The sequence below is a fragment of the Streptomyces sp. NPDC020845 genome, assembly GCF_044334165.1.
Classification (GTDB): domain Bacteria; phylum Actinomycetota; class Actinomycetes; order Streptomycetales; family Streptomycetaceae; genus Streptomyces.
The window spans coordinates 158,588-175,361 of sequence record NZ_JBIRSJ010000011.1 but is presented as its reverse complement, the minus strand read 5'-3'; the positions used below and the strand labels follow the sequence as shown (position 1 = coordinate 175,361).

Annotated in this window: 12 protein-coding genes and 1 pseudogene; 5 read left to right on the top strand and 8 right to left on the bottom strand. The window is 68.7% G+C overall.

Features of this window, described 5'->3' with window-relative positions:
* Positions 1-80: 80 nt before the first annotated feature.
* Complete coding sequence (locus ACH4U7_RS29330; protein ID WP_398530820.1) at positions 81-2,537, bottom strand: SdrD B-like domain-containing protein; 2,457 nt, start codon at positions 2,535-2,537, stop codon at positions 81-83.
* A gap of 625 nt (positions 2,538-3,162) precedes the next feature.
* On the bottom strand, positions 3,163-5,589 hold the full coding sequence (locus tag ACH4U7_RS29325) for an SdrD B-like domain-containing protein (RefSeq protein WP_398530819.1): 2,427 nt from the start codon (positions 5,587-5,589) through the stop codon (positions 3,163-3,165).
* A gap of 545 nt (positions 5,590-6,134) precedes the next feature.
* On the opposite strand from ACH4U7_RS29325, the gene ACH4U7_RS29320 reads away from it, so the two are divergent.
* Positions 6,135-6,839, top strand: a complete 705-nt coding sequence (locus tag ACH4U7_RS29320) for a hypothetical protein (protein ID WP_398531025.1) — start codon at positions 6,135-6,137, stop codon at positions 6,837-6,839.
* Between the two features lie 7 nt (positions 6,840-6,846).
* On the opposite strand, the gene ACH4U7_RS29315 is transcribed toward ACH4U7_RS29320, so the two are convergent.
* Positions 6,847-8,190 carry a nitrous oxide reductase family maturation protein NosD gene (locus tag ACH4U7_RS29315; RefSeq protein WP_398530818.1) on the bottom strand — a complete coding sequence of 448 codons (1,344 nt, stop codon included), beginning with the start codon at positions 8,188-8,190 and terminating at the stop codon, positions 6,847-6,849.
* Positions 8,191-8,256: 66 nt separating this feature from the next.
* Between ACH4U7_RS29315 and ACH4U7_RS29310 the strand changes: the two genes are divergently transcribed.
* Entirely contained in the window at positions 8,257-9,417 is a 1,161-nt protein-coding gene (locus tag ACH4U7_RS29310) for a Dyp-type peroxidase (RefSeq protein WP_398530817.1), read from the top strand.
* On the opposite strand, the gene ACH4U7_RS29305 is transcribed toward ACH4U7_RS29310, so the two are convergent.
* Positions 9,410-11,686: a SpoIIE family protein phosphatase gene (locus ACH4U7_RS29305; protein WP_398530816.1), complete on the bottom strand. Its 2,277-nt coding sequence runs from the start codon at positions 11,684-11,686 to the stop codon at positions 9,410-9,412. The two genes, ACH4U7_RS29310 and ACH4U7_RS29305, sit on opposite strands and share 8 nt — an antisense overlap.
* Positions 11,687-11,817: 131 nt before the next feature.
* On the opposite strand from ACH4U7_RS29305, the gene aspS reads away from it, so the two are divergent.
* On the top strand, positions 11,818-13,653 hold the full coding sequence (gene aspS, locus ACH4U7_RS29300) for an aspartate--tRNA ligase (RefSeq protein WP_398530815.1): 1,836 nt from the start codon (positions 11,818-11,820) through the stop codon (positions 13,651-13,653).
* A 131-nt stretch (positions 13,654-13,784) separates the two neighbouring features.
* Positions 13,785-14,576 carry a L,D-transpeptidase family protein gene (locus tag ACH4U7_RS29295; protein ID WP_398531024.1) on the top strand — a complete coding sequence of 264 codons (792 nt, stop codon included), beginning with the start codon at positions 13,785-13,787 and terminating at the stop codon, positions 14,574-14,576.
* A 21-nt stretch (positions 14,577-14,597) separates the two neighbouring features.
* Here the strand turns inward: ACH4U7_RS29295 and ACH4U7_RS29290 are convergent, their stop codons facing one another.
* Positions 14,598-14,984: a hypothetical protein gene (locus ACH4U7_RS29290; protein WP_398530814.1), complete on the bottom strand. Its 387-nt coding sequence runs from the start codon at positions 14,982-14,984 to the stop codon at positions 14,598-14,600.
* Positions 14,981-15,265 (bottom strand): hypothetical protein, encoded by a 285-nt coding sequence (locus ACH4U7_RS29285; protein ID WP_398530813.1) that lies wholly within the window; start codon positions 15,263-15,265, stop codon positions 14,981-14,983. The genes ACH4U7_RS29290 and ACH4U7_RS29285 overlap by 4 nt, the downstream gene beginning before the upstream one ends.
* Before the next feature lie 102 nt (positions 15,266-15,367).
* Between ACH4U7_RS29285 and ACH4U7_RS29280 the strand changes: the two are divergent.
* Positions 15,368-15,658 (top strand): annotated as a pseudogene (locus ACH4U7_RS29280) (dioxygenase); the annotation flags it as partial.
* A gap of 96 nt (positions 15,659-15,754) precedes the next feature.
* Here the strand turns inward: ACH4U7_RS29280 and ACH4U7_RS29275 are convergent.
* A complete protein-coding gene (locus ACH4U7_RS29275) occupies positions 15,755-16,228 on the bottom strand; it encodes a carboxymuconolactone decarboxylase family protein (protein WP_398530812.1) in 474 nt (157 codons plus the stop codon).
* Between the two features lie 127 nt (positions 16,229-16,355).
* The gene (locus ACH4U7_RS29270) at positions 16,356-16,772 is read right to left on the bottom strand and encodes a hypothetical protein (protein ID WP_014178065.1); all 417 of its coding nucleotides are present in this window, start codon (positions 16,770-16,772) and stop codon (positions 16,356-16,358) included.
* Between the last annotated feature and the right edge of the window lie 2 nt (positions 16,773-16,774).

The window sequence follows — 16,774 nt, the reverse complement described above, 5'->3', positions numbered from 1 at the left end:
GTCCGGGTATGGACGGGGCTCGTCGGCGCTCACGGGCGTATCACCCGTCTTTCAGCGTTTTTCAGCGTTGCGTGGTTCTCTCAGTGCTGCCTGGCGTAACGACGCTTCCGGGTCAGATACGCGAATGCCGCGCCCGTACCGGCCAGCAGGGCGCTGAGGGAGATGATCGTCAGCAGGCCGGACGTACCTGTGTTGGCCAGTGAACCGCCGCCTCCGCCAGTCTGGGGGCCCGGCTTGTTGGGCGGCACAGACGCGGGCGGCTCATGGGTCGGCGGCTCGGTCGACGGCGGCTCCGTGGTCGGAGGCTCCGTGGTCGGCGGTTCCTCCTTGGGGATGTACACGCCGGCGTCGATCGTGTGATCGACCTCGCCCGCCTTGTCCGGCGCCGTGACAGGTGCCAGTCCGTCGCACAGCTGCCCGGTCTTCGGCGGGGTCACATTGGAGTCATGTGCCCGGTTGTCACCGGCCCGCGCGAGCGTGAACCGCAGTTCGTCGGCCGACGGCTGGGTCGGCACCTTGCTGGTGTCCGCGGTACACACGTCGAACTCCACCGTGTACTTCGCACCCGGCTTGAGCTCGTAGTCGGCGCCGACTCCACCGAAGTAGTACTCGCCGGCGGCATCGGTCTTGGTCGTGGCGACCTGCTTGCCGGTGGAGTCCAGCAGGTTGATCGTCGCGTCCGGCAGCGGCACCTCGTTGGTGCCTTCGGGGTCCTGGATGCCGTTGTGGTCGCCGTCGAACCACACCCGGTTGCCGATCTGGATCGGCGCGTTCGCCGCCTCGTAGGCGATATCGCCGAGCCCACCGGCCTTACCGAACCCATTGTCGGTCGAAGCGACGAACTGGTACGCGTTGGCGGAATGGTTGTTACCGGGACCTTGACCGGTCTCGATATTGTAGTAACCGGTCCCGCCGGTACCGTAGTTGTCGGTCGGGTCCATCTGCGTGCTGACGACCCATTGCTGCTGCGGAATGTAGGCGACCGCCCCTTGGGAGGCTTCGTTGTGCACCCCCTGGATCTGCTCCGGGTTGGCCCTGTTCCGAACGTAGTCGCCCGGGAAGTATTCGACGACTCCAGTGCTCTGGCCGCCGTCGGTTTCGGGCTTGGCGTGGTTGGGGCAATTCCCGGTGCCTTCCCACGAGTATCCACCCTCGGGATTGGCGCAGGCCATGCTGATGTCGCCACCGGACATACCGTTTTGCGGGGTGTCGTTGCCCGGCCGAGGGTCAAGACCGCCACCACTGACCACGTCCATGAACCGGTCGCGGAAACCGAGGATCATCGAACCGTCACGGGCGAAGGCGAGGGTGGCGAGCTCCGGCTGCGGATTGACGAGGGTATTTGATCCGCTGATCTTGAATTTGTCCCAGGTCAACAGGCTGGTGTTCCACGGGTTCCAGTGGTTGGCCTGGTCAACCCCTGTGGCACCGCCATAGACGGTACCGCGCTCGCCGGTGAGCGGCTGGGTCAGCACCGTGTCGAATTCCTCGCCGTCGTAGGTGTAGACGACGGCTTTCAGGTCTTCGCGCTTCTGTGTGCTCTCCGCGCTGCACACGCCACCGACGTAGAGCTTGTTGTCGTGCGTGGACAGTGCGAACGGCCGCCAGTCGGTGGGCAGCGCGCAGCCCGGGTCCGGGATGCGCACCGTCGCCTTGGGTGCGGACGCGGTGGTCTTGGTCGCATCGAAGCTGACCAGGGACCGGGTCCGCAGGTTCATCGCGTACAGCGTCGAGCCGTCTTCCGACAGGGCCAGGCCGCCGATGCTCTCCTTGCCCGGCGCATTGGTGAACCCGGCGTCCTTGATCATGTTGCTGGCGTCGTGCGGCGTCACCGCGGCGCCCGGCACCTTCGCGAACAGGGTCGGCGCCCCACCGTCGGTCGGCGTGGTGTAGATCGCGTCACCGCCGGCCGGCCCGTACGGGGTGTACCGCCGGGCGAACGCGCCCTGGAAGATCCGCTTCTGGTACTTGTCGTAGGCCAACGCGAACGTCGTGCCCACCTGGTCCTGCGTGTTGAGCGCGGTCGGGCATGCCGCCTGGTCAGGACACGTACCTCGCTTGTCCGTCCCGAACGCCACCAGTGCCCGGGTGTCTTTCCCGCTGGAAGAGTTCTGGATCGGCACGAAATACCGTGAGTCCGGCAGTGCGTAGTCGGCCGGGTTCCAGACCCCGGTAGTGACCGAGTCGTCCTTGCCGTCCGACACGTCCACGAACGTCGTGAAGCTGTCGAAGTGGTTTTCCGCCGTCGAGGCCGGCGCCGCCTGAAGGTACTTGTCGTACGGCGCCGGGATGGTGACGTCGACGCGGTACTGGCCGCCGGTCAGCTCGGTCGACTTCGAGACCACCACCTTTCCGGTGGCATCCGTGGTGCCGGAGACCCGATGGCCGTCAGAGTCCGACACCTCGACCTTCATGCCCCGCTGCGGCACATCCATGGTCGTGTTGATCACGCCCGTGCCGAAGAAATCCCGCAGCACCTCAACGGTCAGGGTCCCGTCGCCAGTCGAAGCGGTGGCCGTCCCGGCCGTCGCGCCCATGACGCCACCCGACAGCAAGAGAACGGACAAGCCCACTCGCGCCAGCGCATCCGTACGCTTCCCGGCTGTCCGGTTTAATCTTCCATGCGCTTTTCGCACAGCCATCACTCTCCCCTCGTGATGTCAACCGAACACCCGATTCCAGCCGTACATCCGCTTTTCGGCCCGGGTGACACTTCGGTCATGAAAAGGGCCCACCGCTGTTTCGGTGGGCCCGGTCGTTCTTGGTCGTCTTTGCGGATGTGGCGAATTCAGGGACTCGGGAATGCCTTCCCCAGACCAGTCGCACTCGTCCTCGCTTCCCTACACGAAAACGCACAAGAGTCTGAATAGTCATCCTGAACCGCTCTATCAGCGACGATACTGTAGCGGGTGACTGCCAAGATCGGGGGGAGCTGAGGATGAATGAGCGGAACAAGTTATCAATGCGTCACGTGCGGCGTATGAGAACAAAACGAGGTCCGCGGGGCGCGGGCGGATGCGCTGGACCTTGCATGGCTACGGCGTTGAGCCGGCCGGGGCGAGCCGACGTCGATTGACCGGTCATCGAACGTGATCCGCCCGCCCGCGCTACTGCGATAGCGCGGGCGGGCGGATCACTCGTCTTTCAGTTCTCAGTGCTGTCTCAGTGTTGCCTGGCGCGACGCTTCCGGGTCAGATACGCGAATGCCGCGCCCGCACCGACCAGCAGGGCGCTGAGGGAGATGATGGTCAGCAGCTCCGTACCTGTGTTGGCCAGCGAACCACCGCCTCCGCCCGTCTGCGGGCCCGGGTTGTTGGGCGGCACAGAGGTCGTCGGCTCGGAGCTCGGCGGCTCGTGGGTCGGCGGCTCGGACGACGGCGGCGTGGGAGTCGGCGTGGGAGTCGGCGTTTCCTTGACGATGTACACGCCGGCGTCGATCGTGTGATCGACCTCTCCCGGCTTGTCCGGCGCCGTGACAGGTGCCTGTCCCTTACACAGTTGCCCGGTCTTCGGCGGGGTCACATTGGAGTCATGTGCCCGGTTGTCACCGGCCCGCGCGAGCGTGAACCGCAGTTCGTCGGCCGACGGCTGGGTCGGCACCTTGCTGGTGTCCGCGGTACACACATCGAATTCCACCGTGTACTTCGCGCCCGGCTTGAGCTCGTAGTCGGCGCCGACCCCACCGAAGTAGTACTCGCCGGCGGCATCGGTCTTGGTCGTGGCGACCTGCTTGCCGTCGGCATCCAGCAGGTTGACCGTCGCGTCCGGCAGCGGCACCTCGTTGGTGCCTTCGGGGTCCTGGATGCCGTTGTGGTCGCCGTCGAACCACACCCGGTTGCCGATCTGGATCGGCGCGTTCGCCGCCTCGTAGGCGATATCGCCGAGCCCACCGGCCTTACCGAAGCCGCTCTGTTCCCGACTGACGAACTGGTACGCGTTGGCGGTCGGAGCGTTGCCCGGGCCCTGACCGGTCGCGACGTTGTGGTAACCGGTCCCGGAGGTCGCGACGTTGACGGTCGGGTCGAATTCCGTGCTGACGGCCCACTGCTGCTGCGGAATGTAGGCCACCGACCCCAGCGCGGTCTCTGCGTGAACTCCGTTGCCGTAGAAGTCGCCCGGGAAGTACTCGACGACACCTGCGTCCTGGCCGCCACCGGTGGCGGGGGTGGCGTGGTTGGGGCAACTCCCGGTGCCTTCCCACGAGTACCCACCATCGGGATTGGCACAGGCCATGTTGATGTCACCACCGGCCATGCCGTTTTCCGGAGTGTCGTTGAGCGGCCTCGGGTCCAGGCCACCCCAGCTCACGACGTCCATGAACCTGTCGCGGAAACCGAGGACCATCGAACCGTCGCGGGTGAAGGCGAGGGAGGCGAGCTCCGGCTGCGGATCGATGAAGACGTTGCCCACCTTCCGCTCGTCCCACGTGGCCAGGTTGGTGTTCCACGGGTTCCAGTGGGTGGCCTGGACGACGTCGTTGGAACCGAAGACGGAGCCGCGCTTGGCGGTGAGCGGCTGGGTCAGCACGGTGTCGAACTGTTCGCCGTCGTAGGTGTAGACGACGGCTTTCAGGTCTTCGCGCTTCTGTGTGCTCTCCGCGCTGCACACGCCACCGACGTAGAGCTTGTTGTCGTGGACCTGAAGACTGAACGGCCGCCAGTCACCGGGGCTCGCGCAGCCCGGGTCCGGGATGCGCACCGTCGCCTTGGGCGCGGACGCGGTGGTCCCGGTCGCGTCGAAGCTGACCAGGCGCCGGGTCAGCAGGTTCACCGCGTACAGCGTCGAGCCGTCCTCCGACAGGGCCAGACCGCCGATGCTCTCCTTCCCTGGCGCATTGGTGAACAGGGCGTCCTTGTTCATGTTGGTGGCGTCGTGCGGCGTCACCGTGGCGCCCGGCACCTTCGCGAACAGGGTCGGTGCCCCGCCGTTGGTCGGCGTGGTGTAGATCGCGTCACCGCCGCCCGGCCCGTACGGGGTGTACCGCCGGGCGAACGCGCCCTGGAAGATCCGCTTCTGGTACTTGTCGTAGGCCAGCGCGAACGTCGTGCCCACCTGGTCCTGCGTGTTGAGCGTGGTCGGGCACGCCGTGTCGCCAGGACACGTACCTCGTTTGTCCGTCCCGAACGCCACCAGTGCTCGCTTGTCTTGCGCGTCGGCAGTGTTCTGGATCGGCACGAAATACCGTGTGTCCGGCAGTGCGTAGTCGGCCGGGTTCCAGACCCCGGTAGTGACCGAGTCGTCCTTGCCGTCCGACACATCTACGAACGTCGTGAAGCTGTCGAAGTGGTTTTCCGCCGTCGAGGCCGGCGCCGCCTGAAGGTACTTGTCGTACGGCGCCGGGATGGTGACGTCGACGCGGTACTGGCCGCCGGTCAGCTCGGTCGACTTCGAGACCACCACCTTTCCGGTGGCATCCGTGGTGCCGGAGACCCGATGGCCGTCAGGGTCCGACACCTCGACCTTCATGCCCCGCTGCGGCACATCCATGGTCGTGTTGATCACGCCAGTGCCGAAGAAATCCCGCAGCACCTCAACGGTCAGGGTCCCGTCGCCAGTCGAAGCGGTGGCCGTCCCGGCCGTCGCGCCCATGACGCCACCCGACAGCAAGAGAACTGACAAGCCCACTCGCGCCAGTGGACCCGTATGCTTTCCGGCTGTCCGGCGTAAATCTCTACACACTTTTCGCACAGCCATCACACTCCCCTCGTGATGTGAACCGACCACCCGCTTCTAGCCGTACATCCGCTTTCCGGCCCCGGGTGACACGTCGGCCATGAAAAAGAGCCCACCGCTGTTGTGGTGGACCCGGTCGTTCTTGGTCGTCTTGGCGGATGTGGCGAATTCAGGGACTCGGGAATGCTTTCCCCAGGCCAGCTGCACTCGTCCTCGCTTCCTTACATGGAAACAGCACAAGAGTCTGAATAGTCATCCTGAACCGCCCTACCAGCGACGATACTGTAGCGGGTGGCCGCCAAGATCGGGGGGAGCAGAGGATGCATGAGCGGAACAAGTTATCAATGCGTCACGTGCGGCGTATGAGAACAAAACAAGGTCCCTCACCGTGTAAAGCCGGCCGGCGCCGATGGCTGCGGCCGCGCTGGGTGGCGGTCGGCATCGGCGGTGTGGCCGTCGCGGTGACCGCGGTCCTGGTCGTCGGCAGCGGCTCCGACCCCACCGGTCCAAAGGAACTGACGCCGGATCAGGCGAACCGTCTGGCGGTCACGCGGTTCCTCAACTACCAGGCGGGCGGGCGCGCCGTGACGATCAACGTGCCGGGCACCGCTGGTGGGCTGACCGTCACCGGATCCATCGACTACCGCGGCAAGATCGGTTACGGCGTGGTGCACGGCACCGGGCGCGATACGTCCAGCGACGGGCTGATCCAGTGGACGGCCACCACCGTGTTCGTCCACCCGATGACGAACGCCCCGGCGAAGGCACCGGCACGGCCGCCGGGTTCGGGCTGGTACAGCCGTCCGCTGCAGAAGTACGGCAGTTCACTGGACAGTTCGCTGACGATCGCGCTGAAGCTCGGCAGCGACCGGCCGGACAATGCCGAACTGCTGCCGCAGAACGGCGCCGCCTGGGTCGGACAGGACCGGCTGGACGGGCATCAGGTGGACATCATGACCGGGCCGAGCGCCGCCCGTACCACGGGCGCCCGTACGACGACCGATACGGCGGGGGCGGGTGCCGTGCGCTACTGGATCGGCTCGGACGGCACCATGTACCGGGTCCGGGTCGGCGTGGCTTCCGCATCGCAGCCGGTGGTCATCGATTTCGACACCCAGAAGTACGTTCCTGTCCGGCCGGTCCCCGGAGCCACCCCCGCGCGGTAGCCGCCGCTCAGGACGTCAGCACCCGCGCGCCCGTGGCGAGCAGTGACGCCGACGGCAGCCGGATGTCCGCCGTGTCCGGGAGCGCCGGAACGGCCGGAACAGCGGTGGCGCCCGTGGTGGTGGCCTTCGGGAACTGCGGCTGTCGCCCAGGCGCCGCCACCTCGGTGAACGGGATACCGCCAGGTGCCGTCGGCTTCGCCCAGGTGCCGGACGGCGAGGGCGACCGGGCGGGACGCGGGCAGGACGCGGTTGTCGCGAGCCGGGCGGGCACCGTCTTTCGCAGCTCATTGCCGCGCAGGCAGTTGCCCCGTCCCTTCGTGGCGGTGGGGAATGTCCAGCCGACGTCAACGCTGTTGGCGGCGAAGGTGTTGTCCAGGATCTGGTTGCCGTCCGGCCGTATGTCAGCGGTTGCGGTGATCACCAGCCCGGCGTTGCTGTTGTCGGCGATTCGGTTGCGGACGAACCGGTTGGCGGTGCCGCCGTCGACGCCGATGCCGATGCCCCAGCCGCCGTCGGCCTGTTCGGGGGTGGCCGTCTGCTGGTTGGCCGCGATCAGGTTGCCCGCGATGACGGCATCCTGCTGCGGAAGCAACTTCTCCTGGTGGTCGGAGTTGGTGGTGAGCCCGACCCGGTTACCGACAAGGCGGTTACCGACCACGTACATGTCGCCGCTGGCGTTGGTGCCTTCATAACCGACCGCGTTGAGTTCGGCGATGTTGTCCCGCACCACGATGCGACAGGGCTTGCACTGTCCGACATAGATGCCCGAGTCGGCCGAGCCCGACGTGTACGAGTGCTCGATGACACCGTTCTGCGCGGAGAACGCGTAGATGCCGTACAGCCCGTTGCGGGTCGCGGTCACATGGGAGACCACGAATGACTTCAGGAAGGTGACGGGCTCGTCGCCGGTGTCGTAGCCGCCGGACTGCCCCGGCATTCCGGCGGCCGCCTTCGCCGAACCGGTGACCAGGACCCCGTTCTGCGTGTTGTTCCGCACGGTCAGGTTCTCCACGGCCACCCCGGGAGCGGCGACGACGATGCCGTTGGGCTGCCGCAACCGCCCGTCGATGACGACCTTGTCCCGGGACTCGCCGCGAAGAGTGATACGGGCCGTGGAGATCTTCACCGACTCGTGGTACTTGCCCGGCGCGACCAGCACGAGATCGCCGGGCCGGGCCAGAGACACCGCGGCCGAGATCGTCGGGGCGTCACCCGGCACCTTGATCGTCACATGCTCGCCGGACGGTCGTCGGCCGTCGTCCGATCCGTCATCGCCTCCGCCGCAACCGACCAGTACGGGTGCCAGAGTTCCGAGCACCGCGGCCATCAGGCGAAGACGGAGACGAGGCATGGCCCCATCCTGGCATGGCTCCGATGAACTCGCAGGCACCGATACGGATATGGCACAGTTCACACTGTGCACCAAGCCGACTCCCGCCCGTCACGCCGCGCGTTTCTCGGTGCCACCGGCACTGTGACTGCCGTCGGCCTCTCCGCCGGGTGCCAATCGAGTTCCGACCGGCCAGACCGGGCAGACCGGTCCGATGCCCCCGCGCCGACCCCGCCGGTGTCACCAACGGGCCGCTACCAGGCGGGCATCACGCTTCCACAGCCGGCCCAGCGGAACCTGCTGGCCGTGGTGGCCGACCTCGTCGACGCCGAGTCCGTCCGTCCGTTGCTGGCCGAACTCGGCGAGGCCATCGGCGAATTAACCACCGGGACCGACGCACGGCTGATGGGCCTGGCGCCGGGCGATCTGACCGTGACGATCGGGGTGGGCCCCCGGCTGGTGCGCAAGGTCGATCCCGCCCTGCCCGGCGCGAAGGACCTCCCACGGTTCTCCCGCGAGCAGATCGCCCCACGGGCGCGCGGCGGCGATCTGCTGATACAGATCTGCGCCGACGACGCCTTGGTGATACCGGTCGTGGCCGCCGCGCTTCTGGAACAGGCCGGTGACCGGATACGCGAACGCTGGCGGCAGTCCGGAATCCGTGGTTCGAATGTGCGAGTGGACAAGGGCCTTGCCGCGCCACGCAACCTGTTCGGCTTCGTCGACGGCATCGTGGGCCCCCACACGAAGGCGGAACAGCAACGCGACCTGTGGCTGGCCGGGCCGGCTCCGGTCGCCCACGGCACCCTTGCCGTATTACGGCGCATGGAACTCGACCTGCCGCGGTTCGCCAAGCTGTCCGTCGCCGAACAGGAAGCGGTCTTCGGCCGGCGCCGAGCCAGTGGCGTGCCCCTCTCCGGTGGCACCATCGCCTCGGGTCCGGACCTCGGCGCCAAAACGCCGGACGGACGCTACCTCGTCCCGGCAGACGCCCACGCCCGCAGAGCGCACGCCACCGCGGTCGGCGTCGGCCTCATGCTCCGTCGCTCCTACAGCATCGACGGACCCGCCCCCGGCCTGCTCTTCATAAGCTTCCAGAACGACATACGGACCTTCACCAACACGCTCACCCGTATGGACAATTCGGACGCCCTGCTCGAATACACGACCACGACCGCCAGCGCGACCTTCCTGATACTTCCGGGTTTCAGCAAACAACACCCGCTTGGTTCCGCGCTCTTCAGCTGAAACCGTCCGGCCTCGCCTCGTACAGCTCGTACCAGATGCACTTGCCGTCGCCGCGTGGGTCCACCCCCCACGCGTCGGCGAGCATTTCCATCAGCATCAGCCCGCGCCCCGAGGACGCCAGCTCGCCCGGGCGGCGGCGGTGCGGGAGTTCGTCGCTGCTGTCGGCGACGTCCAGGCGCAGCCGTCTGGCGCCGGGTCGGCCGCTGACCTCGGCGACCAGGAGGGCGTCGCCGTCGGTGTGCACCAGGACGTTGGTGACCATCTCGGAGAGCATCAGCACCGCCGACTCCACCTGGTCGTGGTCGGTCCAGTCGTGGAGCATGTCGCGCAGCTGCTGCCGGGCCTCGGCTATGCGCTCCGGTTCGGCCTGGGCGACCGTGGCGGCGGTACGCCGCACCGGGGCCGAGCCGGGGCCGACCAGGCACACCTCGGCGTCGCGCCGGATCAGCAGCAGGGCTATGTCGTCCTCGCGGCGGTCGGCGAGATGGCCGGTGGTGTGGTGGGACGGCGGCCCGTGCACCGCCTGGACCAGGGCCTCGGCGAGCGCGTCGAGATCGTCGGCTTCCAGCGCGGCCAGGGCGGCGGGAGAGGCCGAACCTGCCGACGCGTCCACGGCGGCCGCGATGTCCGTGGCGCACGACTCTCCCGCAGTGCCTGGGGCGTCCGGGGCGGCGGCGTGGTCCGGGGCGGCGGCACGGTCCGGGGTGGTGCGCTCGAAGACCGCCCGGATCCGGTCCCAGCCCGACTCCACATCGTGCCCGCCGGTCTCGATCAGCCCGTCCGTGCACATCAGCAGCGTCTCGCCGGGCTCAAGCACCACCCGGGTGGTCGGGTAGTCGGTGTCCGGGTCGACACCCAGCGGCAGCCCGCCCGCGGTGGGGCGGATCATCATGGTGCCGTCGGCGAGCCGGACCGCCGGATCGGGGTGGCCCGCGCGGGCGATGTCCAGCGTGCCGGCGACCGGGTCCACCTCCATATACAGACAGGTCGCGAAGCGCGGATCGTACGGGGCCTCGCCGCCGGGGCCCGGCGGCTCGGTGAGCCCGGCCAGAAAACGGGAGGCGCGGGAGAGCACCGCGTCGGGGTGGTGGCCCTCGGAGGCGTATGCGCGGACCGCGATCCTGAGCTGCCCCATGATCCCGGCGGCGCGCACATCGTGGCCCTGGACATCCCCGATGACCAGCGCGGTACGCCCCGAGGGCAGCCCGATCACGTCGTACCAGTCGCCGCCCACCTGCAGCCCGCCGCCCGTCGGCACATAGCGCGCGGCCACCGTGAGACCGGGGATGGCCGGCTTGTCGGCGGGCAGCATCGAACGCTGCAGGCCGTCCGTCAGCTCGCGCTCCGTCTCCTGGAGCGAGGCCCGCGACAGCGCCTGGGCCAGCATCCGCGCGACCGTGGTGAGCACCGAGCGCTCGTCGGGCGAGAAGGACACCGAATGCGCGAAGCTCGCCATCCACGCGCCGATCGTGCGGCCCGCGACGATCAGCGGCAGAAAGGCCCAGGCCCGGCGGGCGACCGGCCGGGTGCGCGCCCAGGAGCCGGGGAACCGGTCCCGGTAGTGCTCCGGGCCGGGCAGATAGATCGCCCGGCCGGTACGGATCACCTCGGCGGCCGGGCAGTCGGCGTCCAGCGGCTGAGCGGGGCAGGGGGGCTCGTCCCCCGCCAGGTTCCCGTGCCGGCCGATCAGCGAGATCCGGTCGCCCTTGACCCCGAAGACCGCAAGGCCGTCCGGCGAGAAGCCCGGCATCGACAGGCCCGCCGCCACCCGCAGCACCTCGGCGGTCGAGGGCGCCTCGGCCAGCGCCCGCCCCGCGTCCAGCAGAAACGCCTCGCGGCCCCGCCGCCAGTCGCCGGTGACCGGGGTCAGGGTCGCCGCGGAGGTGCCGGGCAGCGTCTCGGGCACCTCCTGCATGGTGCCGACCAGGTCGTAGCCGTTCTCCGCGCCCCGTCTGCTGGGGTCGCCGCCGTGTATGACAGGCCGGCACCGGCTGCGCACCGTACGCAGCACCCGGCCCTTCTCGTCCACGACCCGCACCCGGGCCTCGGCGAGGGTGCCCTCGGCCACCGCGAGATTCACGATCGCCTTGACCTCCACCCAGTCCACCGGGTGGAAACAGGCGCGGGCGGCGGACTCGGGGAGGGTGACGGGCTCCGCGGGCAGCCCCACCAGCCGGGCCGCCTCCGCGTCGTAGCTCACGGCGCCCGAGACAGTGTCCCAGCGCCAGAGGCCCGTCGCGAGGGCGGCGAGCAGATCCTCGGTGCGCATTAGGTCACCATATGGGGATATGCGGCGGCCTTACCAGTGAGGGGCGCGGCGCCGGTACGCTTGCCGAGAAGCTTTTCGAGGGTGAGTACGCTTCCCCGACCCAACGACCGCCCAAACGACTTGGATGAACGATGCATCGGTACCGGTCCCACACCTGCGGCGAGCTCCGCGCCGCTGACGTCGACACCGACGTGCGGCTCTCCGGCTGGCTGCACAATCGGCGGAACCTGGGCGGCATCCTCTTCATCGATCTTCGCGACCACTATGGCCTGGTCCAGCTGGTCGTCCGCCCCGACACCCCGGCGAACGAGGCGCTGAGCTCGATCTCCAAGGAGACCGTCGTCCGCGTGGACGGCAGGGTCATCGCCCGTGGCGCGGAGAACGTCAACCCCGACCTGCCCACCGGCGAGATCGAGGTCGAGGTCACCGACGTCGAGGTGCTCGGCGGCGCCGACCCGCTGCCCTTCACCGTCTTCCCCGAGGACGGGGTCAACGAGGAGCGGCGCCTGGAGTACCGCTTCCTGGACCTGCGCCGTGAGCGTATGCACCGCAACATCATGCTGCGCTCCGCCGTGATCTCCGCGATCCGGCAGAAGATGACCGCGCAGGGCTTCAACGAGCTGGCGACCCCGATCCTGTCCGCCACCTCGCCCGAGGGCGCCCGGGACTTCCTGGTGCCCTCCCGGCTGCACGCGGGCAAGTTCTACGCGCTGCCGCAGGCTCCGCAGCAGTTCAAGCAGCTGCTGATGATCGCGGGCTTCGACCGCTACTTCCAGATCGCGCCCTGCTTCCGCGACGAGGACGCCCGCGCCGACCGCTCGCCGGGCGAGTTCTACCAGCTCGATGTCGAGATGAGCTTCGTCGAGCAGGAGGATGTCTTCCAGGTCATCGAGAAGGTGATGACCGAGCTCTTCGAGGAGTTCGGCGGTGGCCGCCATGTCACCTCGCCGTTCCCGAGGATCCCGTTCCGCGAGGCCATGCTGAAGTACGGCTCCGACAAGCCGGACCTGCGGGCCCAGCTGGAGCTGGTGGATGTCAGCCATGTCTTCGCCGACTCCGGCTTCAAGGCGTTCGCGGGCAAGCATGTGCGCGCGCTGGCCGTGCCGGACACCGCTGACCAGCCGCGGAAGTTCTTCGACCAGATGGGCGAGTTCGCGGTCGAGCAGGGTGCGAAGGGGCTGGCCTGGGTCCGGATCGGCGAGGATGCCAAGCTGACCGGGCCGATCGCGAAGTTCCTCACCGACGAGGACGTCGAGAAGCTGATCGCCGAGGTCGAGGGCAAGCCGGGCACGGCGGTCTTCTTCGGCGCCGGGGAGTTCGACGAGGTCTCCAAGGTCATGGGCGCGGTGCGGGTCGAGGCCGCCCGCCGGGCCGGACACTTCGAGGAGAACGTCTTCCGTTTCTGCTGGATCGTCGACTTCCCGATGTTCGAGCGGAACGAGGACACCGGCCAGATCGAGTTCTCGCACAACCCGTTCTCCATGCCGCAGGGCGGCCTGGAGGCGCTGCGGACCAAGGACCCGCTGGACATTCTGGCCTGGCAGTACGACATCGTGTGCAACGGTGTGGAGCTGTCCTCGGGCGCCATCCGGAACCATGAGCCGGATGTGATGTACCAGGCGTTCGAGATCGCGGGCTACTCGCGGGAAGAGGTGGAGCGCGAGTTCGGCGGTATGCTGCGCGCCTTCCACTTCGGCGCCCCGCCGCACGGCGGTATCGCCCCGGGCGTGGACCGCATCGTGATGCTGCTGGCCGACGAGCCGAACATCCGCGAGACCATCGCCTTCCCGCTCAACGGCAACGCGCAGGACCTGCTGATGGGCGCGCCCAGCGAGGTGGACGAGACGCGGCTGCGGGAGCTGCACCTGTCGATCCGCAAGCCGCAGATCAAGCAGGCGGCGGAGAAGGCGGGGGACAAGCCCGCGGAGAAGCCCGCGGGCGAGTCCGCCGGCGAGTCCGGGAAGTAGCTGTTCTGGGCCCCGCTTCCGCTTCCGGCGGAACGCGGGGCAACCAGGTGCCCAGGCCAACGGGTTCCCTGAATGTGAATGACAATCTGAGTGTCGTATCGGTACGAGCGGCCCGCCCCGCCCGCAGGGCCGTGGCCTTCGCGGCGGCGGCCCTCGTCATCGCCGCGCTCGCCGGATGCGGGGCGTCGGCGGACGGTTCGGCCGGCGGCCCCGAGCCCAGAACCGGCGCCACCGACGCCGCCGCACAGGGGAGCGCGGCACCCGGCCCCGGCACCACGGCCCAGCGGCCCGCCCCCGCCGCGCTGCGCAAGAACCTGCCCGGGCTCGGCCCCCGTACCCTCGCCAAGGTGCCCGACGACGCCCGCCAGGTGGTGGTCGTGACCGGCGAGGGCCGCGACTCCTCCCGCGCGACCGCGGTGGTCTACCAGCGGCGCAACCCCGACGGCGATCCGGACATGGCCGCGGGCGCCGACTGGCGGGCCGTCGCCACCTGGGACGCGCACAACGCCCGCAGGGGCTGGACCGACCACCACGTCACCGGCGATCTGCGCTCCCCGATCGGCGTCTTCCCCCTCACCGACGCGGGCGGCCGCCTCCCGAACCCCGGCACCCGGCTGTCGTACGACCAGTCCAGCGGCTTCACCATCGGCGGCACCGGCTTCGAGGGCGAACCGCTCGCCGGGTCCTTCGACTACGTCGTGGCCATCAACTACAACCGCAAGGCGGGCACCTCCCCGCGCGACTGGACCAGGCCGCTGGGCCAGAAGCGGGGCGGCGGCATCTGGTTCCATGTGGACCACGGCGGGCCCACGCAGGGCTGCGTCAGCATCTCCAAGAAGCACATGAAGAAGCTGCTGCTCATCCTGGACCCGGAGCGGCACCCCGTCGTGGTGATGGGCGACGCGGCCTCGCTGGCCCGCTGAGCCGGTTTCTGCCCGCACCGATCAGCGGTTGAGATCCATCACTGGGACGCCGAGCTCGTCGTAGGCGCCTGGGACAACCGTTGCGACGAGTGCGCCTTCGGGGCGGCTGAGAGTGGGGCGGGCGGCGTGCACTGCCGCGGCCACTCCGTAGGGCACACCACGTCGGTGCAGGTTCGCTATGGCGTGTGCGGCCTCGTAACCGGCGTCAAGGGTGTGCAGGGTGTCGAGGATGCCGATGTAGTCGATGATGCCCGCACGCTGCCGCTCTGCCTCCAGGGCGCTGATGATGGGCACCCACAGCCGTATGGAGGCGTCGCCGCTCGCGATGTGGATCAGGGCGGACACCTGCTTGTCGCCGCCGAGCGCGAGGAGGGTATCGCTATCGAGGACGAAGTGGTCGAGGTTCAAGCCGGCTCGCTCGCTCCCGAGTCCCGCAGGGCCTTCCGATGGGCGGCCTGGGCCGCGCGCATGGTGTCGTGCAGCGCCTCGGTGTCCTGGTCGCTGAGGCGATGCCCGAACTCCGCTTCCAGGAACGCGCGCGTGCGGGTGGCACGCTCTTGGAGCTCCTGGGGGGTGAGGGTGGCGGCGGCGTATTCGTCCAGCAGGGCGCGCATCGTGGTGCCACGGGATCGGGCTATGGCGGCGAGCCGGTCGCGCGTCTTGGAGTCGATCTTGATGGTGGTGTCCACGGCGCAAGTATACCGACTGGAATACCGATTGTCCGGGGCTGGGCACGCGCCGCAACTGAGGCCGCGGGTTTTCACCGGTCGGATCGCGCCATACGGATTTCAGACGTCGGCGGCGCCCTCACCGACTCCGGGTACGAGGGCGGCCACACCTGCCACACCGGCCAGCTCTTCTTCGCCGAGGAGGCGGTGCTCGCCTCCGCCGAGGTCGCCCCGTACAGCACCAGCACCACCGAGCGCACAACCCTCGACGAGGACACGATCTACCCCGGCAACGGGACCCAGGGCGGGCTGCTCACCCTGAAGTACAAGAAGGGCCGGATCGAGAAGGGCGTCGTCGGCACCCTCACTCTGGGCGTCGACCCCGACGCGGCCCACGACGGCACGGACCTGTAGACCGCTGCTGAACCGCCGCCCCCGCGCTGTCCGGCTCATCTGCGATGGGCGAGCCGGACAGCGCACGGTGACGAGCTCGGGGTTCGGGGCTCGGGATCAGCCGAACTGGCCGGGCTGGTAGTCGCCGGCGGGCTGCTGGATGATCATGTTCATCCGGTTGTAGGCGTTGATCAGGGCGATCAGGGACACCAGGGCGGCGAGCTGGTCCTCGTCGTAGTGCTTGGCGGCGTTCGCCCAGGCCTCGTCGGTGACACCGCAGGCCGCGTCGGCGATACGGGTGCCCTGCTCGGTCAGCTCCAGGGCGGCGCGCTCGGCCTCCGTGAAGACCTTGGCCTCCCGCCAGGCCGCGATCAGGTTGAGCCGTACCGAGGTCTCGCCCGCGTGCGTGGCGTCCTTGGTGTGCATGTCGGTGCAGAAGCCGCAGCCGTTGATCTGGCTGGCGCGGATCTTCACCAGCTCCTGCGTCGCGGCCGGCAGCGTCGAGTCGCCGACGACCTTGCCCGCGGAGTTGATGTACTTCGCGAACTTGGCCGCGACGGAGTTGCCGTAGTAGTTGAGACGGGCGTCCATGGTGATCTCCTCGCCGTGTTGTCGGTTACACAGCACTGACGGAGCGGCCCGGCGAGATGTGACGGCCGGTCGGCCAATCGAGTGTGACCTGCATCTCACCGCTCGTATGTATTCGATGTATCCGAAACTAGTACACGAAGTGCTCGGTCAGCCGCTGGTCCACACCGCACGGATCCGTCCGCTCCGCGCGGGCGGCCCGGTGTACGGCGCGCAGCAGACGTCTCGGCGTGGCCCGGTGCTGCCACAGCACGGCCCGTACGCCGTACTCCACGACCGTCATCAGCTCCGTCTCGCGCAACTCGCCCGTGACCAGCACCACCCGCTGCTCACCGCCCCGCACCAGACGGCGCAGCTCGGCGCCCGCGCGGGCGTCAAGGCGTTCGGCAAGCATGATGGCGACGGTGCCGCGCGGCTCGTCGCTGAACGGACGCGGACGGTGGATCAGTTCGACGGTGGGCTGGTGCCGCAGATGACGCACGACCCCGGCCCGCGAGAGCGGGTCGGGGCCGTGGACCGTCACTGTGACACGTGGTGCGTCGGGCACTG

Bases quoted from the DNA above. Each gene is read 5' to 3' on its own strand.
- ACH4U7_RS29330 (WP_398530820.1), bottom strand. From the start codon at position 2,537: ATGGGCGCGACGGCCGGGACGGCCACCGCTTCGACTGGCGACGGGACC.
- ACH4U7_RS29325 (WP_398530819.1), bottom strand. From the start codon at position 5,589: ATGGGCGCGACGGCCGGGACGGCCACCGCTTCGACTGGCGACGGGACC.
- ACH4U7_RS29315 (WP_398530818.1), bottom strand. From the start codon at position 8,190: ATGCCTCGTCTCCGTCTTCGCCTGATGGCCGCGGTGCTCGGAACTCTG.
- ACH4U7_RS29305 (WP_398530816.1), bottom strand. From the start codon at position 11,686: ATGCGCACCGAGGATCTGCTCGCCGCCCTCGCGACGGGCCTCTGGCGC.
- aspS (WP_398530815.1), top strand. From the start codon at position 11,818: ATGCATCGGTACCGGTCCCACACCTGCGGCGAGCTCCGCGCCGCTGAC.
- ACH4U7_RS29275 (WP_398530812.1), bottom strand. From the start codon at position 16,228: ATGGACGCCCGTCTCAACTACTACGGCAACTCCGTCGCGGCCAAGTTC.